General features: G+C 65.8%; 20 protein-coding genes. 11 read left to right on the top strand and 9 right to left on the bottom strand.

What is annotated here, in order from left to right; translation table 11 throughout:
* The first annotated feature begins 117 nt into the window (after positions 1–117).
* On the top strand, positions 118–1,494 hold the full coding sequence (locus tag JQT59_RS20490) for an RNA polymerase sigma factor (RefSeq protein WP_109330665.1): 1,377 nt from the start codon (positions 118–120) through the stop codon (positions 1,492–1,494).
* 76 nt (positions 1,495–1,570) lie between these two features.
* Here JQT59_RS20490 and JQT59_RS20485 read toward each other — a convergent pair whose 3' ends face one another.
* The 3 genes from JQT59_RS20485 to JQT59_RS20475 form a co-directional block, all read right to left on the bottom strand.
* Positions 1,571–2,743 carry a cation:proton antiporter gene (locus JQT59_RS20485; RefSeq protein ID WP_213571771.1) on the bottom strand — a complete coding sequence of 391 codons (1,173 nt, stop codon included), beginning with the start codon at positions 2,741–2,743 and terminating at the stop codon, positions 1,571–1,573.
* Positions 2,744–2,750: 7 nt separating this feature from the next.
* Positions 2,751–3,233, bottom strand: coding sequence for a cation:proton antiporter regulatory subunit (locus JQT59_RS20480; protein ID WP_109330669.1), 483 nt, complete (start codon positions 3,231–3,233; stop codon positions 2,751–2,753).
* A gap of 85 nt (positions 3,234–3,318) precedes the next feature.
* Entirely contained in the window at positions 3,319–3,672 is a 354-nt protein-coding gene (locus tag JQT59_RS20475) for a DUF952 domain-containing protein (protein WP_213571770.1), read from the bottom strand.
* A gap of 263 nt (positions 3,673–3,935) precedes the next feature.
* Here JQT59_RS20475 and JQT59_RS20470 point away from each other — a divergent pair, with 263 nt between their 5' ends.
* Positions 3,936–4,130 carry a DUF7455 domain-containing protein gene (locus tag JQT59_RS20470; protein ID WP_005240831.1) on the top strand — a complete coding sequence of 65 codons (195 nt, stop codon included), beginning with the start codon at positions 3,936–3,938 and terminating at the stop codon, positions 4,128–4,130.
* A gap of 104 nt (positions 4,131–4,234) precedes the next feature.
* On the opposite strand, the gene JQT59_RS20465 is transcribed toward JQT59_RS20470, so the two are convergent.
* Positions 4,235–6,010 (bottom strand): DEAD/DEAH box helicase, encoded by a 1,776-nt coding sequence (locus tag JQT59_RS20465; protein WP_502939722.1) that lies wholly within the window; start codon positions 6,008–6,010, stop codon positions 4,235–4,237.
* A gap of 216 nt (positions 6,011–6,226) precedes the next feature.
* Between JQT59_RS20465 and JQT59_RS20460 the strand changes: the two genes are divergently transcribed.
* Complete coding sequence (locus tag JQT59_RS20460; protein ID WP_213571769.1) at positions 6,227–7,450, top strand: YihY/virulence factor BrkB family protein; 1,224 nt, start codon at positions 6,227–6,229, stop codon at positions 7,448–7,450.
* On the opposite strand, the gene JQT59_RS20455 is transcribed toward JQT59_RS20460, so the two are convergent.
* A complete protein-coding gene (locus JQT59_RS20455; protein WP_213571768.1) occupies positions 7,423–7,659 on the bottom strand; it encodes a DUF3039 domain-containing protein in 237 nt (78 codons plus the stop codon). The genes JQT59_RS20460 and JQT59_RS20455 overlap by 28 nt on opposite strands.
* 86 nt (positions 7,660–7,745) lie before the next feature.
* Between JQT59_RS20455 and JQT59_RS20450 the strand changes: the two genes are divergently transcribed.
* The 3 genes from JQT59_RS20450 to JQT59_RS20440 all read left to right on the top strand — a co-directional run bounded on the left by JQT59_RS20450 (position 7,746) and on the right by JQT59_RS20440 (position 10,746).
* The gene (locus JQT59_RS20450) at positions 7,746–8,099 is read left to right on the top strand and encodes a DUF3099 domain-containing protein (RefSeq protein ID WP_109330675.1); all 354 of its coding nucleotides are present in this window, start codon (positions 7,746–7,748) and stop codon (positions 8,097–8,099) included.
* Between the two features lie 30 nt (positions 8,100–8,129).
* Positions 8,130–9,608 (top strand): DUF7782 domain-containing protein, encoded by a 1,479-nt coding sequence (locus tag JQT59_RS20445; protein WP_213571767.1) that lies wholly within the window; start codon positions 8,130–8,132, stop codon positions 9,606–9,608.
* A gap of 166 nt (positions 9,609–9,774) precedes the next feature.
* A complete protein-coding gene (locus tag JQT59_RS20440) occupies positions 9,775–10,746 on the top strand; it encodes a sigma-70 family RNA polymerase sigma factor (protein ID WP_109330679.1) in 972 nt (323 codons plus the stop codon).
* A 79-nt stretch (positions 10,747–10,825) separates the two neighbouring features.
* Here the strand turns inward: JQT59_RS20440 and JQT59_RS20435 are convergent, their stop codons facing one another.
* Together JQT59_RS20435 and JQT59_RS20430 are read right to left on the bottom strand one after the other, a co-directional pair.
* Positions 10,826–13,501: a bifunctional acetate--CoA ligase family protein/GNAT family N-acetyltransferase gene (locus JQT59_RS20435; protein ID WP_213571766.1), complete on the bottom strand. Its 2,676-nt coding sequence runs from the start codon at positions 13,499–13,501 to the stop codon at positions 10,826–10,828.
* Positions 13,494–14,765, bottom strand: a complete 1,272-nt coding sequence (locus tag JQT59_RS20430) for an acetoin utilization protein AcuC (RefSeq protein ID WP_213571765.1) — start codon at positions 14,763–14,765, stop codon at positions 13,494–13,496. The genes JQT59_RS20435 and JQT59_RS20430 overlap by 8 nt, the downstream gene beginning before the upstream one ends.
* Positions 14,766–14,932: 167 nt before the next feature.
* Between JQT59_RS20430 and JQT59_RS20425 the strand changes: the two genes are divergently transcribed.
* On the top strand, positions 14,933–15,622 hold the full coding sequence (locus JQT59_RS20425; protein WP_109335161.1) for an iron-dependent transcriptional repressor DtxR: 690 nt from the start codon (positions 14,933–14,935) through the stop codon (positions 15,620–15,622).
* Between the two features lie 3 nt (positions 15,623–15,625).
* Positions 15,626–16,618 (top strand): UDP-glucose 4-epimerase GalE, encoded by a 993-nt coding sequence (gene galE, locus JQT59_RS20420; protein ID WP_213571764.1) that lies wholly within the window; start codon positions 15,626–15,628, stop codon positions 16,616–16,618.
* An 8-nt stretch (positions 16,619–16,626) separates the two neighbouring features.
* On the opposite strand, the gene JQT59_RS20415 is transcribed toward galE, so the two are convergent.
* Together JQT59_RS20415 and JQT59_RS20410 are read right to left on the bottom strand one after the other, a co-directional pair.
* Complete coding sequence (locus tag JQT59_RS20415) at positions 16,627–17,760, bottom strand: DUF4192 domain-containing protein (protein WP_213571763.1); 1,134 nt, start codon at positions 17,758–17,760, stop codon at positions 16,627–16,629.
* Positions 17,761–17,922: 162 nt separating this feature from the next.
* Positions 17,923–18,585, bottom strand: coding sequence for a DUF5642 family protein (locus tag JQT59_RS20410; protein WP_502939870.1), 663 nt, complete (start codon positions 18,583–18,585; stop codon positions 17,923–17,925).
* A 247-nt stretch (positions 18,586–18,832) separates the two neighbouring features.
* Here JQT59_RS20410 and JQT59_RS20405 point away from each other — a divergent pair, with 247 nt between their 5' ends.
* The 3 genes from JQT59_RS20405 (at position 18,833) to JQT59_RS20395 (ending at position 21,372) form a co-directional block, all read left to right on the top strand.
* Positions 18,833–18,994 carry a hypothetical protein gene (locus JQT59_RS20405; protein WP_213571761.1) on the top strand — a complete coding sequence of 54 codons (162 nt, stop codon included), beginning with the start codon at positions 18,833–18,835 and terminating at the stop codon, positions 18,992–18,994.
* Positions 18,995–19,220: 226 nt separating this feature from the next.
* Positions 19,221–20,189, top strand: coding sequence for a proteasome assembly chaperone family protein (locus JQT59_RS20400; RefSeq protein ID WP_213571760.1), 969 nt, complete (start codon positions 19,221–19,223; stop codon positions 20,187–20,189).
* A 145-nt stretch (positions 20,190–20,334) separates the two neighbouring features.
* Positions 20,335–21,372, top strand: coding sequence for an alpha/beta fold hydrolase (locus JQT59_RS20395; RefSeq protein WP_213571759.1), 1,038 nt, complete (start codon positions 20,335–20,337; stop codon positions 21,370–21,372).
* Positions 21,373–21,392: the final 20 nt, after the last annotated feature.

Here is a 21,392-nt window from a genome sequence, read left to right as displayed (position 1 = left end):
TTCGGATAGGTCGTTACAATGGAAGAGCCCGGCTGCGCGCCGGCAAAACCAGTAGACCTCTCCGCCGGATGACCACTCTGGCGTGACGCCGCACGACACCGTCACGAAAGGGCGTACGTGGCAGCCACCGATACACGTCAGACTGCTGATTCGACTTCAGAGTCAGGACCGGAAGCACCAGTCGCACAGGCCGCCGACGGAACTGCTTCGGCAGTCGAGGAAGCTCCCGCGAAGAAGGCTCCGGCCAAGAAGGCTCCCGCCAAGAAAGCGGCGGCAAAGAAGGCTCCTGCGAAGAAGGCAGCAGCAAAGAAGGCGGGCGGCAAGAAGGCCACGTCCGGCAAGACCGGCGACGGTGAGGACGGCCCCGACGAGGATGTCGCGGACATCGAGGACATCGACATCACCGAGGGTGACCTCGCGGAGGTTGAGTCCGATGTCGTCGAGGTCGTTGCAGTCGGCGAGGAGGACGAAGCCGAAGAGCCGTCCGACAAGGACAAGGCATCCGGCGACTTCGTGTGGGACGAGGAAGAGTCGGAGGCGCTCCGGCAGGCCCGGAAGGACGCCGAACTGACGGCCTCGGCCGACTCGGTCCGTGCCTACCTCAAGCAGATCGGCAAGGTCGCCCTCCTGAACGCCGAGGAGGAGGTGGAGCTCGCCAAGCGGATCGAGGCGGGCTTGTATGCCACGCAGATCATGCAGGAGCTCGCCGACGCGGGCGAGAAGCTTCCCGCCGCCCAGCGTCGCGACATGAGCTGGATCTGCCGTGACGGCAACCGCGCCAAGAACCACCTGCTCGAGGCGAACCTTCGCCTCGTGGTGTCGTTGGCCAAGCGCTACACAGGCCGCGGCATGGCTTTCCTCGACCTCATCCAGGAAGGCAACCTGGGCCTCATCCGTGCAGTCGAGAAGTTCGACTACACCAAGGGCTACAAGTTCTCGACCTACGCAACGTGGTGGATCCGTCAGGCCATCACCCGCGCCATGGCGGACCAGGCACGCACCATCCGTATCCCGGTGCACATGGTCGAGGTCATCAACAAGCTCGGCCGCATCCAGCGTGAACTGCTCCAGGACCTGGGTCGCGAACCCACTCCCGAAGAGCTCGCGAAGGAAATGGACATCACGCCGGAGAAGGTGCTGGAAATCCAGCAGTACGCCCGTGAGCCCATCTCCCTCGACCAGACCATCGGTGACGAGGGCGACAGCCAGCTCGGTGACTTCATCGAGGACTCCGAAGCTGTGGTGGCCGTCGACGCCGTGTCGTTCACGTTGTTGCAGGACCAGCTGCAGTCGGTACTCGAGACGCTGTCCGAGCGCGAAGCAGGTGTCGTCCGGCTCCGCTTCGGACTCACCGACGGGCAGCCGCGCACGCTCGACGAGATCGGACAGGTGTACGGCGTCACGCGCGAGCGCATCCGTCAGATCGAATCCAAGACCATGTCGAAGCTGCGGCACCCGTCCCGGTCCCAGGTGCTGCGCGACTACCTGGACTAGACGCACAGATCCCACTCGATGCCCCGGACTTCCGAGTCCGGGGCATCGTCGTGTCGTAGGGACCGGTGTCGGGCCCTCAGGCGCTCGCGCGCACTCGCAGCCATGCTTCGGCGACCGGTTCCACCACACGCGCCGCGATGGGTCCGATGACCGCCATCAGGAGAACGTAGGCCGTGGCGAGGGCGACGAGTTGGCTTTCGACTGCACCGGCCGCCACGGCGAGTCCGGCGATGACGATCGAGAATTCCCCCCGCGCAATCAGCGCCACCCCGGCCCTGGCGCGGCCCAGGCGGCCGACACCCTGTTGCTTGGCCGCCCACGCACCGGTGATCATCTTGGTGAGCGCTGTGGTGACCGCCAGAAGGACGGCCCAGCCGAGGACCGGGGGAATTGCCGTCGGATCCGTGTTGAGACCGAACACGACGAAGAACATGGCGGCGAAGAGATCGCGGAGGGGTTCGAGGACGCGGCTCGCGTTGTGCGCGGTGGAACCGGAAATCGCGATCCCCAGCAGGAAGGCCCCCACCGCAGCCGACACCTGCATCGCCGAACTGATCCCGGCGATCAGAAGGGCTGCGCCGAGCAACTTCAACAACAACGTCTCACTGTCCGGGCTGTCCAGCACAGCGGAGACGTAGCGTCCGTACCGCAGGGCGATCACCAGGACGACCGAAATCACTATCAGCGAGATGCCGACTGCCTCGAGGCCACCGAGAATACTGACCCCGGCGAGCAACGCGGTGAGGATCGGAAGGTAGACGGCCATCGCGAGGTCCTCGAACACCAGGATGGACAGCACGACCGGAGTTTCCCGGTTGCCGAGGCGGCCGAGATCGGTGAGGACCTTCGCGATGATGCCGGAGGACGAGATGTAGGTGACGCCGCCCAGCACCACCGCCCCGGTGGTCCCCCAGCCGAGGAATAACGCGACGGCCGCGCCCGGCGCGGCGTTCAGAACCAGATCGACGACACCGGCCATCCACGATCTGCGTAAACCGGTGACGAGCTCCGAGGCCGTGTATTCGAGGCCGAGAAGCAGCAGAAGCAGTACGACTCCGATCTCACTGGCGATATGGCTGAACTCACTGATGTCTCCGAGCTGGACGAAGCCGCCACTCCCGAAGCACAGCCCGCCCAGCAGGTAGAACGGGATCGGCGACATGCCGAATCGTGCGGCGAGGCGGCCGAGAAGCCCGAGCGCGAAAAACACCGCGCCCAGTTCGATGAGCGCGAGCGTGGTGGTGTTCACGGGACTGTCAGCCGTTGGCCAGGAGCTTGGCCGCTGCGTCCAGTCCCTCTGTGGTTCCGACGGTAACTAGAAGATCGCCTGACGTGAGCATGAAATCCGGCTTCGGCGACGGGTACACCTCGCCCGCCCGCATTACCGCGACGATCGAGACCCCGGTGCGGGTACGCATCGCCGTATCCCCGAGCGGACGCCCGTCGAACCGGGAATCTTCCTTGATGTAGAGCTGCTTGGTGCGGATTCCGGGGAGGTCGCGGTGCTCCTCTTCCAATTGGGCCACCAGTTGCGGCGCACCCAGCAGATTGCTGAGGACCGCCGCCTCCTCGGTACTCAACGGCAGGGACGCGGCGCACGCGTCGGGGTCGTCCTGTTTCGACACGATCAGGTCTGTGCGACCGTCACGATGGCTGACGACACCGATACGACGACCGGAGGCGAGTACGAAGTCTTTGCGTACGCCGATTCCGGGTAGAGGCGTCACTTCTACGTTCATGCCTCCACGGTAGTCCCGCGGGGCGACACGGCGGTGTCGGGCGCGCGAGAGGGTGTTCGGCGACCCGCGCGGTCTTTCGGTTCCGTCACACCAGAGCGGGAAACCGGCCGTCGGCGCCGGGACGGTAGTCCTCGATCGAGGTGACCGCAGCCAACGGCAGTGGCCCGTAGAGGTGGGGAAAGAGCATCGAGGACGGGTCGGTCGGCACACCGGGCTCCCAGAGCACCGGCGAGCCGAGAGCGGTCGGATCGAGCCACAGAATCACCAGATCCGAGCGCCCCGCGAAGAGCCGGTTGGCCGGCAGGTGCACCTGCGCCGGCGTCGACAGATGAATGAATCCGTCGGCGCCGAACGACTCCGGTATACGTCGGCCGCTTCCCAGCGCCTCATTCCAGTCATCGCGGCTACAGATGTGCACGAGCGCCTGTTCCGAATTCACTCGGCGAGAATAGCGTTCCGACGCGGGACGGCGAATCAGCTGTCAGCGAACTCATACCGCGAAGTCTGTTCATATTCGCCCTCGTCACGGGGTGTTGCGCAGGTTTCCGAGCTGTTTCGTGTGTGATGCAACACTGAGAAACGCCTACGGGAACAACGCGTAAACCGCAAACGTCTGACAGAGTAGATCCACCGCGCCACCCCGACGCGGCGGACCAAGGCCCCAGGCACTCGGCACCAGTCGAAAGCCAGTACGGAGGAGTCATGCCCGGAACACTGACCAGCCCCCCGTTGACCGCAGCCGACCGGTGCGACCGGTGCGGTGCGGGAGCCCGCGTTCGCGCGGTACTTCCGACCGGAGGAGAGTTGCTCTTCTGCGGTCACCACGCCAACGAGCACGCAGACCGTCTTCGCGAGATGAACGCCACGATCGTGTCCGAAGCCGAAGCTGCAATCTGATACGTCAGCCCGGGTGACCCGTCCCAGGCTCACCTCTTCAGACCGAGAGACCGGCGAGTGCCTGCACTCGCCGGTCTCTTCTGTGTCGCCCACATGTGCACGAGCTACCACTGGCGCAGGGTGGCGATCCGATCGGTCAGCTGCTCGACGGTGGCAATGGCCGTCGGCGGTCCACCACAGACTCGGCGCAGTTCCCCGTGAATGGTGCCGTGCGGCTTTCCTGTCCTGTGGTGGTGCATCGCGACGAGACTGTTCAACTCGCGCCGGAGCTGGGCAAGCTGCCCCGCTGCTGCCACCCGCTCGGCGACCTGCGGGACCGGTGGCGCAACGACGGGCGGGGCCTCCGGCTTGCTGATCTGCTCCTGCTGGCGTTGACGAAGTAGCGCGCGCATCTGCTCGGCGTCGAGCAGCCCCGGCAATCCCAGGTAATCCGCCTCCTCGTCCGAACCGGAGAAGGTCGCCGTCCCGAAGGACGAACCGTCGTAGATCACCTGATCGAGTTCCGCGTCGGCGCCGATCGAGGTGAACGCCTTCTCGTCCTCCCCGAGCTCGTCCTTCTGCTTGTTCGCGTCGGCGAGGAGGTCGTCGTCGAACCCTTCCTTCTCCCGATGCGGCTTACCCAGTACGTGATCTCGCTGTGCCTCGAGCTGGCTGGCAAGGTCAAGAAGAACCGGCACCGACGGAAGGAAGACGCTGGCGGTCTCACCCTTGCGCCGCGACCGCACGAACCGTCCGATCGCCTGCGCGAAGTAGAGGGGGGTGGACGCACTGGTGGCGTAGACACCGACGGCCAAGCGGGGAACGTCGACACCCTCGGACACCATCCGGACGGCGACCATCCATTTTTGGGTACTTGCGCCGAATTCCGCGATCCGCTTGGAGGCCGTGGGGTCGTCCGAGAGCACGACGACCGGTTCTTCGCCGGTCACGGCCGTCAACGTCTGGGCATACGCGCGGGCAACCGTCTGATCGGTGGCGATAACAAGTCCGCCCGCGTCGGGCATACCACCCGCACGTAGCTGTCCGAGCCGGGTGTCGGCGGCGTGCAGCACAGCCGGAATCCAGTCACCGGCAGGGTCGAGCGCGGTCCGCCAGGCACGCGCAGTCTGTTCCGCGCTGAGGGGCTCGCCCAGTCGAGCCGAGAATTCCTCGCCCGCGTTGTTCCGCCACCGGGCCTCACCGGAATATGCGAGGAACACCACCGGCCGGACGACTCCGTCGGCGAGCGCATCGGAATATCCGTACGAGTGATCGGCCTTCGACCGGAGAAGCCCCTCTCGGTCGGGTTCGTACGTGACGAAAGGAATCGCGCTGTCGTCGCTTCGAAAGGGCGTTCCGGTCAGCGCAAGGCGGCGCGTGGCATCACCGAACGCCTCACGGATCGCATCTCCCCAGCTCTTCGCGTCACCGCCGTGGTGGATCTCGTCGAGGATCACCAGCGTGCGCCGGCTCTCGGTGCGCACCCGGTGCTTGAACGGGTGGGAAGCCACCTGCGCGTAGGTGACCACCACACCCTGGTAATCACTCGAGGTCTGCCCGGTCGAGTTGGAGAAGTACGAGTCCAGGGCGATCCCGTTGCGGGTTGCCGACTCGGCCCACTGGTGTTTGAGGTGTTCGGTGGGTGCGACCACCGTCACCTGGTCGACCGTGCGGTCCCGCAGCAGTTCCGACGCCACCCGCAGCGCGAACGTCGTCTTACCGGCACCCGGTGTTGCGACAGCGAGGAAATCGCGCGGACCGGTGGACAGGTATTTGGCCAGGGCACGACGCTGCCAAGCGCGCAGTGACCCCGCCGCCGGTCGAGCTGGTTCGGTCTGAGCGAGATATGCCTCGGTGCCCACTATCTGCGCCGCCCCGGGACCTACGGTCTCAGCACTCACTGGCGGCCCTCCGCTGACATGGCACTGTTTGCTGCACTCCTCGTGTGTCCGTCCGACGTGTTCCGGTCCAGCCCCGCGGGTGCTGTCCGTCAAGGAGCCTAGCGTCCGAGTCCGACTCGAACCGCATTCGCGGCGCCCGGCAGCGGCAGATTCTTTGCGACACGAGGAAGGCAGCGGTGGGCAACCGGGCGTGTCGTCAGGGATGCTGGAGGAATCATGAGCGAAACGCGCGCGAAGGCGTCGGACAAGGGCGCCGCCCGACACCGAGCGCGGTGGCATCCGCTACACCGGACGCTGAGCGTGATCACGCACACAGCGAGCCAGGCGTGGGACGACTCGATCTTCGCCAAGGCGGCGACCGCTGCGTTCTGGCAGACCCTCTCGCTGCCCCCGCTCCTGCTGGGACTGCTCGGAATGCTCGGTTACGTGGGGGGATGGTTCGGGCCGGACACTGTCGACATCATCCAGTCCAAGATCATCACCTTCAGTGGAACCGTATTCAGCGACAGTGTGGTCGAGGAGATCATCCGCCCCACTGTCGGCGACGTGTTGCGTCAAGGTCGCCCGGAGATCGTATCCCTGAGTTTCCTGCTGTCGCTGTGGGCCGGGTCGTCCGCAATCTCGACGTTCGTGGACTCGATCGTGGAGGCACACGGGCAGCAGGAGGCACGCCACCCCGTCTGGCAGCGGGTCTTCGCGTTGTTGCTCTACGTCGCTTTTCTCGTCCTCGCGGTGTTCACCCTGCCGCTGGTGGCGCTGGGACCTACCCTTGTCGGCCAGGTCCTGCCCGAGGCGTGGCGCACCATCGGAACGGAAGTCGTGGACACGTTCTACTACCCGGGTGTCGGATTGCTCATGATCATCGGCCTGACCACCCTGTACAAGGTGGCGCTGCCGAAGTCGCTGCCCTGGCACCGCCTGCTCGGCGGCGCACTCGTGGCGGGAGTCTTCTTCCTGGCCGCCAGCACGGGCCTGCGGCGGTACCTGAGCTGGGCGACCGGTACCGGATACACATACGGGGCGCTCGCCGCCCCGATCGCGTTCTTGCTCTTCACGTTCTTCCTCGGTTTCGCCGTGGTTCTGGGCGCCGAGTTCAACGCAACGATTCAGGAGTTCTGGCCGGCCCGCGCGACTCGCATCGATCAGATGCGGGACTGGATCGCCGCCCAAGCCGATAGCCCCTCGGCGGGTCCGGTGACCAACCTCACCCGCCGCATCGCCACGGGACCGATCAACATCATCGGCGACCGCAATCGGCAAGGCGGAAGACATGAGGCCTCCGACGGGGACGCCACACCAAACCGTCCCCGAGACGGCAGCCCGGGAGAGGGCAGCCCTGAGAGCGCCCCGGAAGACGGGGTCCTACGGGACGAAACCCCCGCGTCCCCCGGTCTGCGTGAACCGTCGACGCCTCATTCGCCCTTGCGCAACCCCTCATAGATCTTCTTGCAATCGGGGCAGACGGGTGATCCCGGCTTCGCGGACTTGGTGACCGGGAAGACCTCACCGCACAGCGCGACGACGTGCGTGCCCATCACAGCGCTCTCGGCGATCTTGTTCTTCTTCACGTAATGGAAGAACTTCGGGGTGTCGTCATCGGTCGACTCGTCAGTGGTGACGTCGGGCCGTTCCTTTGTTTGAGTGCTCACCCCTCAATAATGCCGCAACGGCCCGAGGATCCCACCCCCACGACCCGCCGTGTGCATTTGCTCCCCGACAGTGGAACAGTGGAGGCATGGCCCGAAGTGCAGGGTTCGGCGCATCAGGCGAAGCCGGCTCACCGAACAACCCGGTTCTCATCACCGAAGCGGCGCGATCCATCGAGGATCAGCACCGCGCGCGTGTCCGCAAGTACTTGATCATCATGTCGTTCCGCTTCCCTGCACTTATTTTCTCCGCGGCGGCCTACGGCATCTGGGGCAATGCCTGGATCTCCATGGCGATCATCGGTCTGTCCATCCCGTTGCCGTGGATCGCAGTCCTCATCGCGAACGACCGGCCCCCGCGCACCAAGGACGAACCGAGTCGGTACGACCATCGAGACACCACCGCTCTGCCTGCGCCGCCGCACCGAACGATCGAAGGCTGACACCGGAGCGCGACCTGCAACAATGCACCGGTGAACCGCAACACACTGCTGTCGATCTGCGCTCCCCTGCGAGAAGCTCTCCTTCGCAACCGGTATGACACCGACACCCTGCTCGACACGCTGGGCCCGGACATCCATGCCGCACTGGGCCGCAACGAGCCCGTCCCGGTCCGGCGGGCCAGCGCGAGCTGCGGTGAACTCGGAACACTGATCCGGTTGTTCCTTCTCGGCGACGACTGCCCGACCGCCGAGGTCGCGGCCGCACTCCACCCGCTGAGCGTCGAGGCGGCGGTCGACGCGGGTCTCCTCGAGAGCGATGCCGGTGTCGTCCGCGCGGCACTGGACCTCCGGCCCATCGATACCGGCTCCGGAAATCGGTGGGTGCTTTCGGACCTCGACGGGTCGATGCGCCCCCGCGAGACTGCGGTCGATCACGTCATCGGGGTCGGCCACGCCTCTCTGTCCTTGTTGCAGGCCACCCCGGCGGCGCCCGTCGGGTCTCTCCTCGACGTGGGAACGGGGTGTGGCATCCAGGCCCTGCACGGAACGACCTATGCGCAGTCGGTCACCGCAACCGACCTGAACGTCAGGGCGGTGGATCTGGCAGCCGTCACGATGGCCCTCAACGAAGAGGAGGTCGAACTGCTGACCGGGTCGTGGTTCGAGCCGGTGGAGGGCCGCACTTTCGACCAGGTCGTCGCGAATCCGCCGTTCGTCGTCAGCCGAGCGACAGTGGGCCGCACGTATCGCGACTCCGGCCTCGACCTCGACGGTGCGAGCCAACTGATGATCTCCCGGTCTCCCGACTACCTGGCTCCCGGCGGCACCGCCGCGCTCCTCGCGTCCTGGGTCCACGTCGCGGGAGAGGACTGGCGGAGCCGGGTGGCGTCATGGTTGCCCGCACACGGCATCGACGCGTGGGTGGTCCAGCGGGACGTGGCCGACCCAGCCCTCTACGTGGGCACCTGGATGCGCGACGGTGGACTGGACACCAAGGATCCCTCTGCCGCCGCGACGGCCGAGCAGTGGCTCGATCACCTCGAGAGCGCCGATGTCGAGGGAGTCGGATTCGGGTTCGTCTACCTGCGTCGGACCGACGCGCCCACCGACCTCCTGGCCGAGGATCTCACGCACGGTTTCGACGATCCGCTGGGGGCGGAGGCGCTCGCCTACTTCGACCGGGTGGCGTGGTTGCGCGAGAACGACGTGCTCACGGCCCGCTTCCACGTGCAGGAGAGCACAGCGCTCGAGCGGGTCTTCCTCCCCGGTGAGGAGGGGTGGACTCAGGTGGTCGCACGACTGCATCGCGGGAACGGTCCCGCATGGCAGCACGAGATCGACGACCTGGTCGCCTCCCTCGTCGCGGGAATGCGGAGCGACGGTCTCGTTCTGGGAGAACTGATCGATCTCCTGGCTGCCGCCCACGACATGGTTGCCGCCGACCTCGCCGAGTCGGCGATACCGCTCGTGCACTCTCTCGTGCGGCACGGTTTGGTGCTGCCGGTGTAGCCGCTGGGGTTCCGTGCGGTTCCCCTTATACGTGTTCTCAGCAACTTCTCAGGACCGAACGCACGAAGTCGCAGGTCAGAGCCCTCCTACCGAAAAGTGTCCGGGAACTTTCCGTGCCCGTCGGAGCGTTGTTCCCTATGAGACACCACCGATGAGGAGGCAAGTCATGACAAGCCCCAGCACCACTACTCGCATTCGCCCCAGCGCCGCCGATCTGGACGCCCAGAGCCCGGCTGCCGACCTGGTCCGCGTCTACTTGAACGGGATCGGCCGCACCGCTCTGCTGACTGCCGCAGACGAGGTGGAGCTGTCCAAGCGAATCGAGGCTGGGCTGTACGCCGCGCATGTTCTCGAGACCGGCAAGCGACTGTCCCCCGCGAAGAAGCGAGACCTTGCAACGATCGTCCGCGACGGACAGTCGGCCAGGGCGCACCTGCTGGAGGCGAACCTTCGCCTCGTCGTGTCGCTGGCCAAGCGCTACACGGGCCGCGGCATGCCCTTGCTCGACCTCATCCAGGAAGGCAACCTGGGCTTGATCCGGGCGATGGAGAAGTTCGACTATTCCAAGGGTTTCAAGTTCTCGACGTATGCCACGTGGTGGATCCGTCAGGCGATCACCCGGGGCATGGCCGATCAGAGCCGCACCATCCGGCTGCCAGTGCACCTCGTCGAGCAGGTGAACAAACTCGCCCGCATCAAGCGTGAACTGCACCAGCAACTCGGCCGTGAGGCCACCGACGACGAACTGGCGGAGGAGTCGGGCATTCCGGCCCACAAGATCGCGGATCTCCTCGACCACAGCCGCGACCCGGTAAGCCTGGATATGCCGGTCGGCAACGACGAAGAAGCTCCTCTGGGCGACTTCATCGAGGATTCGGAAGCCACGTCGGCGGAGAACGCGGTCATCGCCGGTCTTCTGCACAGCGACGTTCGCAGCGTTCTGGCCACTCTCGACGAACGCGAGCAGCAGGTGATCCGCTTGCGGTACGGACTCGACGACGGTCAGCCGCGCACCCTCGATCAGATCGGCAAGCTCTTCGGGCTCTCACGCGAGCGGGTCCGCCAGATCGAGCGTGAAGTGATGGGCAAGCTTCGTCAGGGTGATCGCGCGGAGCGGCTGCGTTCCTACGCCAGCTGATCCTTCGCTCTGCACCGACTGATTTGTGTCTACCCGCTGCCGGTGCCGGTCTTCGAGACCGGCGCCGGCAGCGTCGCATCTAACGGAGCCTGCGTGGCCCCAGGTCGGCGAAACTCGGTTCCGGACCGATGCGCACCCGTGAGTCGGTAACCTGAGCGCCCTCGGCGGACGCGAGTACGGGTTCGCAGGCCAGTTCCCGTACCTCGGGGAGGTCGTCGGCGAGCGCGGAGATCCGCTGGACCAGATCGACGAGCGCCGACTTGTTCACCGGCACCGCACTCCGGTAGCCCGACAGCAGCGGTGCAGCCTTCGGCGCATCGATCAGTTCGGTAGCCGCGTCTTCGGTGAGGGGCAGCACCCGGTACGCGCGGTCCCCGAGGAGGTCGGAAATCACGCCGGCGAGCCCGAACGAGATGAGTGAGCCGAACGACGGGTCGTCCTGCACGCCGACCACGCAGCCGATTCCCTTCGTCGCCATTCGCTGCACGTGAAGGAGGGGTTCACCGGATGCCGCGGCCAGGTCGCGGTATGCCAGCCGAACGGAGTCGGGGCCGACGAGGTCGAGCCGCACACCCCCGAGGTCGGGGCGGTGGCGCCACTGCTCACCGGTCGCTTTCACCGCCACCGGGTAGCCGAGTTCGCCGGCCGCGGCAACAGCTTCTTCCTCGGTGGTGGCCGAGCGGAACTCCACCACCTCGACTCCGTAACACGCGAGTAGTTGCGCCGCCTCGTAATCGGACAGCCACCGCCCCGACGACGTGGACAGCCAGGTGTCCACCATCGCTTTCGCCTTCTCGGGGTCGATCCCGGCGGGTCGCACGACCTTGGATGCGGGTTTGCTCTTCCACGCGGCATACCGCCAGGCGCGCGCAAGCGCCAGCGCGGCCCGTTCCGGTCCCGGATAGGACGGCACCGAGCCACGCGTGGGATGTCCGTCCTCGCCCCGCACCGCGAGGACGTCCGGGACGCCCTCCGCTGCGAGGAACGTGGTCAGAACCGGCTTGTCGGCATCGCGGACGGCTTCCTTCAGCGCCTGGGCGAACGGCTCGACAGGTATGGCCACGGGCGGAACGAAGACCGCGATGACCGCGTCGACGTCGGCCGAGGACAGCGCCGTGCGCACGGCACTGGCGAATTCGTCCGGTCCGGCCTGCGGTCCGAGGTCGACCGGGTCGCCGACGTGCAGGCCTTCGCTGCGCGCCGCGTCAGCGGCCAGCACCCCCAAGGCGGTGGAATTTCCGACCACAGCGAGCCGCGGCCCCGCAGGCAGCGGTTGATACCCGAACAGGAGGGCGCAGTCGAACAGCTGGGAAATCGACCCCACCTGCACGACACCGGCCTGCTCGAACAGTGCCCGCACGATCGAATCGTCCATTTCGACGCCCGTGGCCGCCAGGGCCGGGGGAACCGCGTGCCGGCCACTTTTCACCGCGACGATCGGCTTGTTGCGGGCGACGCGGCGAGCGATGCGCGAAAACTTCCGTGGGTTGCCGAAACTTTCGAGGTAGAGCAGGACCACCTCGGTAGCAGGATCGGAATCCCAATACTGCAGGAGATCGTTACCCGAGACGTCAGCCCGGTTGCCGGCCGAGACGAACGCAGACAAGCCGATTCGACTGCGGGCAGCCTCGTCGAGGATGGCGATTCCGAGCGCACCGGACTGGCAGAAGAATCCGACGTTGCCAGGGCTCGGGAGCACGGGCGCCAGCGTGGCGTTGAGGGACACCGTGGTGTCGTTGTTGGCCACTCCGAGTGCGTTGGGCCCGATGAGCCGCATCCCGTGCGCCCGCGCCGCGTGTACGAGACGCCTCTCGGACTGCTTTCCGTCGAGCCCGGTTTCGCTGAATCCGGACGAGACCACGACGAGCGCTTTGACGCCTTTGTCGAGGCAGTCGTCGAGAACCGCGCTGATCGACTCGGCAGGGACGGCGACCACGCCGAGATCCACCTCGTCGGGAATGTCGCGGACGGTCGGGTAGGCCCGCACACCCTGGACGGAACGATGCTCAGCATTGACCGGGTACACGGGGCCGGTGAACCCGGCCCGCAGCAGGTTGGTGAGCACGGCGTGCCCGACCTTGGCACTGTCTGTGGAGGCACCGATCACCGCAACCGACCGCGGACTGAGCACGTTCCGCATGCTGCGCGCCTCGGCCGCCCGCTCCCGGGAATTGCGCACCGAGACCATGGCTTCGGTGGGGTCGATCGCGAACTCGAGTTTGAGCACTCCGCCCTCGTAGCTGCGACTGACCTGATAACCCGCTTCGCGGAACACCGTGACCATGTTGCGGTTCTCCGCGAGGACCTCGGCGACGAACATGGTGAGCCCGTTTTCTGCTGCGGCCCCGGCGAGATGCTCGAGGAGGATCGGCCCGAGTCCCCGTCCCTGGTGCGCGTCGGCGACGACGAATGCCACTTCCGCCGACTTGCCGTCACCCTCACCGACGAGCCGTTCGTACCGCCCGACGGCGATGATCTCGTCGCCGAGCACCACCACGAATGCCACCCGATTCTTGTGGTCGACGGTGGTGAAGTGCACGATGTCGCGTTGGGACATGGTGGGGTACGGGCCGAAATAGCGTAGGTAGCGGGTACGTTCGGACAACTTCGCGTGAAACGCGACGAGCTTCTCGGCGTCCTCCGGCACGATCGGCCGCAGCGCCACCGCGCCGCCGTCCGCTGCCAGCACATCGACCACCCAGTGATGCGGGTAGTCGTGCGCCGAATCGGGAGCGCCGTCCGTCGATTCAGTCACGAGGATCCTCCGGATCGAGGCCGAGTAGCGGGAAGCAGGCCCGGCGGGTGGCGATGACTGCGGAGTCGATGCGGGTCAGTGCGCGGTCGACCGAAGCGTTTCCTGTTTCCGGTGTGCCTCCCGGTCCATCCCAGGGCAGGTAGGCGACCTCGCCACCGTCACCCATCGTCTCGGGTAGGTCGACACTGGGTGCGAGCGCAGACGCTTGCTCGCGCCACACCTCGGGTACTGCGGTGCCGGTGTCGATCTCGCGGTCCAGGGCCGCGGCGATGAGGTGTGTCCACGACCGCGGAACCACCCGCACGAGCCCGTAGCCGCCGCCGCCCACAGCCAGCCAGCGACCCTCCGAGTACCGATCCGCAAGGTCACGCATCGCGAGAAACGCTGCACGCTGACCGTCGACCGTCAGTGACAGGTCGGCGAGCGGATCCTCACGGTGGCTGTCGACACCACATTGGCTGATCACGATCTGCGGGCGGAACGCCGCGATCGCCCCGGGAACGATGGCGTGAAACCCTCTGAGCCACAGTGCATCCACCGTGCCCGGAAGGACCGGAAGGTTGATCGAGGTACCCTCCCCCGCCCCCTCGCCCACTTCGCTGGACCACCCGGTATTGGGCCACAACGTCGCAGGATGCTGATGCAACGAAATGGTCAGTACACGTGGATCGCCGGCAAAAGCGTGCTGGACACCGTCCCCGTGGTGCGCGTCGACATCGATGTAGGCGATGCGGTCGAACCCGTTGTCCAGCAACCAGGAAATGGCGATGGCGACATCGTTGTACACACAGAAGCCGGACGCCCAGCCGGGCATCGCGTGGTGCATTCCCCCGCCGATGCTCACCGCCCTGCGTGTGCGCCCCGATGCGATTTCCTTGGCCGCAGCGAGAGAGCCGCCGGCGAGGATGGCACTCGCCTCGTGCATCTGCGGAAACACCGGATTGTCCTCGGTACCGAGCCCGTACGGCGCGTCCGCGCCGAGCACGCCCGAGGCTTGCGAGTGCCCGGCCTGCTTGACCGCCTCGACGTATCCGGGGGTGTGGATGCGCAGAAGATCTGCGTCGGCGGCCGCGTCGGGACGAACCAACTCCACACCCTCGAGCGTTCCCAACGCACGCGCGAGCGACATGGTGAGCTCGAGCCGAGTGGGATTCATAGGGTGGTCCGCACTCCACCGGTAGCTGAGATAGTCCGGACTCCACACGACTACACGGTTCGATACCACTGCAGCCGAATCCTCCCCGGAACTGAACGACGCGGTCATGAACTCACGCTACTGGTCCTCCGCAGACCGTGCGAGCAGACCCCTCCCGCGGCCCGGGGACCGCGCGAGCAGACCCCTCCCGGGGCCCGGCTGAGCGCGCTCCGGGAGGGAGCGCGCCGGTGAGGGCCGATGACCGGTAGAATCGGCAAGGACGAAGGGGTGTGAGTGTGAAGGATCTGGTCGACACCACGGAGATGTACCTCCGGACGATCTACGACTTGGAAGAAGAGGGCGTCGTCCCACTTCGAGCACGGATTGCCGAACGACTGGAGCAGAGCGGCCCGACGGTGAGCCAGACCGTCGCCCGGATGGAACGCGACGGCCTTCTCCTGGTCGCCGGTGACCGCCATCTGGAACTGACGGAGAAGGGGCGCGAACTTGCGGTGTCGGTCATGCGCAAGCACCGACTGGCGGAGCGCCTTCTGGTCGACATCATCGGCCTGAAGTGGGAAGAGGTCCATGCCGAGGCGTGCCGCTGGGAGCACGTCATGAGTGAAGAGGTCGAACGGCGGCTCGTGGAGGTGCTCAACAACCCCACCACGTCGCCGTACGGAAATCCGATTCCCGGACTCGCCCTGCTCGGCCTCGAACGCCCGGTGGACGCGCCGGAGACACTCATCCGTCTCACGGACGTTCCTCCCGGTAAGCCGACAGCTGTAGTCGTGCGGCGCCTCGCCGAGCACGTTCAGTCGGATCCCGATGTCATCGGTCAACTGCGCGAGGCAGGCGTGGTTCCGGACGCCCGCGTGACGGTCGAGACCAAACCGGGATCGGTCACGATCACCGTGCCCGGTCACAGCGGATTCGACCTTTCCGAAGAGATGGCGCACGCCGTCCAGGTGAAGGTCCAGGGATAGTCGATGAAACTTCTCGTCACCGGCGGCGCCGGTTATGTCGGCAGTGTGTGCAGCACTGTGTTGCTCGAGCGGGGACACGAGGTCGTCATCATCGACGACCTGTCCACGGGCAATGCCGACGCGGTGCCGCTCGGTGCCGAGTTCATCGAAGGTGACGTCGCCGACGTCGCCGTGGATGTCCTCGGGACCAGCGGAACTCCCCGGTTCGACGGTGTGCTGCACTTCGCGGCCCAGTCGCTCGTCGGCGAGTCCGTGGAGTACCCGGAGAAGTATTGGCGCGGCAACGTCGTCACCACTCTCGAACTCCTCGAAGCCATGCGGCATTCGGGAACGCGGCGGCTCGTCTTCTCCTCGACGGCCGCCACGTACGGTGAGCCGGCGCATTCGCCGATCACCGAAGCGGATCCGACCCGTCCCACGAATCCATACGGAGCCACCAAACTCGCCATCGACCATGCCATCACGTCCTACGCAGTGGCGCATTCGTTCGCCGCGACGAGCCTGCGCTATTTCAACGTGGCGGGCGCGTACAAGTCGGTCGGCGAAAACCGGGTCGTGGAAACGCATTTGATCCCTCTTGTGCTTCAGGTCGCGCTCGGCCAACGCGAGAAGATTTCGATGTTCGGAACCGACTGGCCCACGCCGGACGGGACGGCGGTCCGCGACTACATTCACGTTCTGGATCTGGCCGAGGCGCATCTGCTCGCGCTCGAGTCGTCCATCGACGGCCGTCACAGAATCTACAACCTCGGCAGCGGTGCGGGATTCAGTGTCCGCGAGGTGATCTCGGCCTGTGCCCGGGTCACCGGACTGCCCATCCCGGTGGAGGACGCACCGCGCCGAGCCGGCGACCCAGCGATTCTCGTCGCGTCCAGTGACCGCGCCATCGCGGAACTCGGATGGCGGCCGGAACACACCGATCTCGATGAGATCGTCGCCGACGCGTGGGCCTATCTGCAACAACTCGGCGACAGGTCCCACGCGGCGCGGCGATGATGCTGTTCTCAGGTGTCGATCGGCGGCGGCAGGGTGACGCCGATCTTCCGCGCTGAGTCGTAGCCGAGACCGGCCAGTTCCCGAACCGACGCCGGCCGAAGTCCCGACTGCAAGGCGTTGTCCAGGAGCGCGGCCAGTGCATGGTCAGGATCGGATTCCAGTGCCGCGCAGAAGGCAACGCCGGCCAGCGGTCCGTCGCCGCGTACGTACGCGCTGTACCCGAGAAGGGCTGCTGCGGTGGCCCGTTCGGGATCGGGAAGATGACGTGCCAGCAGAATCCACAGTTGTTCGGCATCGTCGGCATATGCGCTGACGGCGAGCGCGAGAAGACTGTCGCGAACAACCAGATTGTCCAGCGCCAGGGCCAGCTCGACATATTCGTGCGCGGCCACTCCCTGTCCCGAATGCAACCGTGCGATGTGGGCCAGCACGAATTCCAGTTCGCGGCGATCACCCCGGGTGTCGATGCGTCCCACGAATCCGCCTCTCGGCGCGGCGGATTCGCGAACATCGTCGAGGAGTTCGGCGATGCGGACCCGCTCGCCGACCGGACCTGCCTCTACGGTCGCTTCCAGATCCTCACGGGACGACCGGATCACCCGGCCACTGACGACCTGCGCCACGGCGACATGAGAGGCCGCCGGATCCGACTGCACACCGTATCGTCCCCCACCCAGCAGTCCGAACCACCGGTTGCCGGCGCCGATGTCGGCGGTCACGAAGACATCGAGCAGTTCGGTGGACGTCCGATCCAGGAGGTCCTCGAATTCCGACACGATACTTGCCACTTCGGCCCGTGACGTGTCCGTAGGATCCGCGAATCGGTCGTCGACGAGGACGACCAGCACGCCCGTGGCCTGTTCACGCTCGCATACCACAGCGAATTGGTCCACGGCCGCGTACATGGGTGCAGTCGGTGTATCACCGCCTCCGAGCACGAGGTCGTGCCTCATCACGGCCCCGACCGTCGAATCATCCGTCAAACACACGGCCACAATGGACCGTTCCGGACGGAAGCCGAGGAGCGCGGGGATCGCGGCGAGGAGGTCGCCGGGATCGCACAGGCGGAGCTGCTCGGGTGGCAAGAAGTGTCGGCCGGTGGGGTCGGAACCGGACCTGTGTGGAAACGCGGACGTCGTCATGCACTTGACTCTGAACGCGCACCGGAGCCCCCGAATTCACCGACCAGCGACAATGGGTCGGGCTGTGGATGAGCGGCAGGTTGTGGACAAACGGGCAGCCGAGCCGGACGAATGCGCTGTGGACCCGCGCAGGGTGTCGGAGCCGTGTGCTAGCTGCCGCGCTCAGCCTGACCGAACCTTCTGCACCGCTTTCGTGAACACGTCGTCGAGCGCCGAGGTGTCTGCCGTGGCGTGTCCGAAGGACATGAACGTTGCCGACACACGGACATCTCCTACCTGCGCGATCAACGTGAGCATCGACTGCGTGACCTTGTCGCCGTCACTGCCGGATCGAACCGTGCGGCGCAGGGCCAGCGTGTCGTCCGCTCGAATCGGCGGGGCAGGCATGATGTCGGTGGCGACGGTCGATTCGGCACCGCTGGCCGTTACGGTCATCTCACCGCAGTTCGCAGTCTGCTGCTCGAGTTCGTCGAGCGGTGTGTCTGTCTTGGCGAGCTCCACCGTGATCGTCGACCGGCTCGCGTTGTCGGTGCCCACGGCCATCACCGTTCCGGTCGGCCCGTAGTCCTGGGTCGGCGGAGCACACTCCGACGGATCGACGACGGCGTCCTGGGGAACACCCGTGAGATCCGGTGCGGCCATCGACACAGCGTGCGGCGGCAACACGATCGCCAGATATTTGGACGGGAAGTCGGACGGCTCCAACAACAGTGCCGACAAACCCTTGCCGGAGGGCACTCCGGCCGCGATGCTGCTCGAGGGCTGAGCCACACCCGGGACCTCGGACGCGCATGACGCGAGCGCCCCGGCTACCGCGGCAAGCACAGCGACAGGAACGAGGACCGCGCTTCGACACGTCGTACGCCGCGAACTCACCGTCGACCTCCCGTACCGCTGCTGGCGGCTCGTCGCGAGCCCTTTCCGCCACTCTGCCAGACGCCCGCAGTGCCCTCGGGGAGGCAGAGCGCTCAACTTCGCGCGGGCGATGGGCCCGCGGATTCGACACCTCGTTACCCGCGTCCACGCCATTTTCCGAGAGGAGCTGCCATTGTCCTGGGCGTATCGTGAAAAGATGAAGACCAAATCGGTTCAATACGAGCTCGCCCGGCGATTGGCCGAGCGGGATCAACTGAACGTCGACATCCTCGAACTAAGGGGTCGACTCGCACGAGCACAGCGCCGACTTCACGAGTTGTCCACCGAAATCGCTTCGCTGGGGCACGTCGAGCACTGAGTGCCGCTCATCCGCCCAGGAGCGCGGATGCCGTTCGCGGCGACCTGCCCACCACGCTGGGCATGGGATCTCGCTGTGGGCGAACACGGAAACGGGGTACACGGGAATTATCCGTTGCCTTCGAGGCGTTCCCCCGAAGCAGACCTCCGCGAAGAATGTCCGACGTATCGATGCCGGAGACGATAGGGGACACTGGAGGTCACGCACGAAGGAGATGAGGTCTGTGATGGACGAACAGTCGAAGATGTACGAGCTCGAGTTTCCCGCGCCGCAGCTGTCCTCCGCGGACGGGCAGGGACCGGTGCTGATCCACGGACTCGAAGGTTTCTCCGACGCGGGCCACGCCGTCAAACTTGCAACGACACACCTCCGGGAGAGCCTCGAGAGCGAATTGGTCGCCTCCTTCGCGGTGGACGAACTGGTCGACTATCGCTCACGTCGCCCGACCATGACTTTCAAGTCCGACCACTTCTCGGACTACGACCAGCCGGAACTGAATCTGTATGCCCTGAAGGACACGGCGGGGACCCCCTTCCTTCTGCTGGCCGGAATGGAGCCCGATCTGCGGTGGGAACGCTTCACCACTGCGGTTCGCCTGCTGGCAGAACAACTCGGTGTCCGGCGCACAGTAGGCATCAACGCGATCCCGATGGCGATTCCGCATACTCGGCCGCTGGGAGTGACTGCTCATTCGACCAACAAGGAATTGATCAAGGACCACCAGCGCTGGGCAGGCGAACTTCAGGTACCCGGCAGCGCGTCGTCGTTGATCGAGCTACGGATGGCTCAGCACGGTCACGAATCGGTCGGGTTTTCCGTTCACGTTCCGCACTACCTTGCGCAGACCGACTACCCGGGGGCGGCCGAAACCCTCCTGGAGAATGTGAGTGAGGTCACAGATCTTCAGCTGCCCCTCAACGCGCTCGGGGAGGCAGCCGCACGGGTGAAGGAACAGGTCGACGAGCACATCGCGGGTAACGAAGAGGTCCAAACCGTGGTTCATGCCCTCGAGCGTCAGTACGATGCCTACGTAACGGCCCAGGAGCAGCAGTCGAGCCTGCTGGCCAGCGAGGAAGACCTTCCGAGCGGGGACGAATTGGGGGCCGAATTCGAGCGTTTCCTTGCCGAGCAAGCGCAGCAGGACGGCCATGGAGAGCGGTCCGATGGCGAGTCCGGAACAGCGGGCGGAGCCTGACGGAAAGGCGGCTGTGCGGCCGCCACCCGGTGGCTGTGCGACCGCCCTGATCAGTTGTTCACCGGACGCCCGTGCAATAGCGTCGAACCGAAGCGGATGATTGAGAGGTCAACATTCGGGAAGTTCACCTAGTTCAGGAGGCGACATGAGCGACACTCGCATTCGTAAGCTCAGGCCTGTTCCCGACGCCGAAACCCGCATGATGTTTCGCACCATCCACGGATACCGTCGCGCGTTCCGCATGGCCGGTGAGGGCCCAGCCCTGCTCCTGATCCATGGAATCGGGGACAACTCGTCCACCTGGACCGAGATCATCCCGCATCTGGCCCGCAACTACACAGTCATTGCACCGGACCTTCTCGGTCACGGACGCTCCGACAAGCCCCGCGCCGACTACTCCGTGGCGGCCTACGCCAACGGCATGCGCGATTTGCTCTCGACCCTCGGCATCGACAACGTCACCGTCATCGGGCACTCACTCGGTGGCGGAGTAGCTATGCAGTTCGCCTACCAGTTTCCGCAGATGGTCGACCGATTGGTCCTGGTCTCTGCCGGCGGCGTCACCAAGGACGTCCATCCCCTGCTCCGCCTCGCGTCGGTCCCGATCCTGAACGAGGCACTCAAACTGCTGCGCATTCCCGGAGCAATGCCGACGGTCCGGCTGCTCGGCAATGCGATCGGCCAGCTCAACGGAACCAGGCTCCGCCCCGGCGCGATCCTGCACGACACCCCGGACCTCGTCCGCGTGCTCGCCGAGCTGTACGACCCCACGGCGTACGAGGCGTACCTACGCACGCTGCGCGCGGTCGTCGACTGGCGCGGTCAGGTGGTCACCATGCTCGACCGGTGTTACCTGACCGAGAACCTCCCGGTGCAACTCATCTGGGGCGACCAGGATGCGGTCATCCCGGTCGCTCACGCCCACCTCGCTCATGCCGCCATGCCGGGTTCACACCTCGAGATCTTTCGCGGTGCCGGTCACTTCCCGTTCCGGGACGACCCGATGCGCTTTCTGCGCACCATCGAGAAGTTCCTCGCCGGCAGTCGTCCGCTGGCATTCGACGAGGCCAGATGGCGGCAGATGTTGATTTCCGGTGTCGGTGAGGGAACGATCACCGGCAGTGCGTCCACCCGAATGGCTGTTCTCGACGCCATGGGTTCCGACGAACGCAGCGCTACATAGGCGCGAGAGTGGCGCGCTGC

Origin of the sequence: Rhodococcus sp. USK13, from assembly GCF_018343855.1 — a bacterium.
In the GTDB taxonomy this organism is placed as follows: domain Bacteria; phylum Actinomycetota; class Actinomycetes; order Mycobacteriales; family Mycobacteriaceae; genus Rhodococcus_F; species Rhodococcus_F oxybenzonivorans.
Note: the sequence above shows the minus strand (reverse complement) of the source record. Positions and strands in the feature narration are given on the sequence as shown.

Excerpts from the sequence above, each read along its gene's own strand:
- JQT59_RS20480 (WP_109330669.1), bottom strand. The coding sequence starts at position 3,233 with ATGAACGTAGAAGTGACGCCTCTACCCGGAATCGGCGTACGCAAAGAC.
- JQT59_RS20470 (WP_005240831.1), top strand. The coding sequence starts at position 3,936 with ATGCCCGGAACACTGACCAGCCCCCCGTTGACCGCAGCCGACCGGTGC.
- JQT59_RS20460 (WP_213571769.1), top strand. The coding sequence starts at position 6,227 with ATGAGCGAAACGCGCGCGAAGGCGTCGGACAAGGGCGCCGCCCGACAC.
- JQT59_RS20450 (WP_109330675.1), top strand. The coding sequence starts at position 7,746 with ATGGCCCGAAGTGCAGGGTTCGGCGCATCAGGCGAAGCCGGCTCACCG.
- JQT59_RS20440 (WP_109330679.1), top strand. The coding sequence starts at position 9,775 with ATGACAAGCCCCAGCACCACTACTCGCATTCGCCCCAGCGCCGCCGAT.
- JQT59_RS20430 (WP_213571765.1), bottom strand. The coding sequence starts at position 14,765 with ATGACCGCGTCGTTCAGTTCCGGGGAGGATTCGGCTGCAGTGGTATCG.
- galE (WP_213571764.1), top strand. The coding sequence starts at position 15,626 with ATGAAACTTCTCGTCACCGGCGGCGCCGGTTATGTCGGCAGTGTGTGC.
- JQT59_RS20415 (WP_213571763.1), bottom strand. The coding sequence starts at position 17,760 with ATGACGACGTCCGCGTTTCCACACAGGTCCGGTTCCGACCCCACCGGC.
- JQT59_RS20405 (WP_213571761.1), top strand. The coding sequence starts at position 18,833 with ATGAAGACCAAATCGGTTCAATACGAGCTCGCCCGGCGATTGGCCGAG.
- JQT59_RS20400 (WP_213571760.1), top strand. The coding sequence starts at position 19,221 with ATGGACGAACAGTCGAAGATGTACGAGCTCGAGTTTCCCGCGCCGCAG.
- JQT59_RS20395 (WP_213571759.1), top strand. The coding sequence starts at position 20,335 with ATGAGCGACACTCGCATTCGTAAGCTCAGGCCTGTTCCCGACGCCGAA.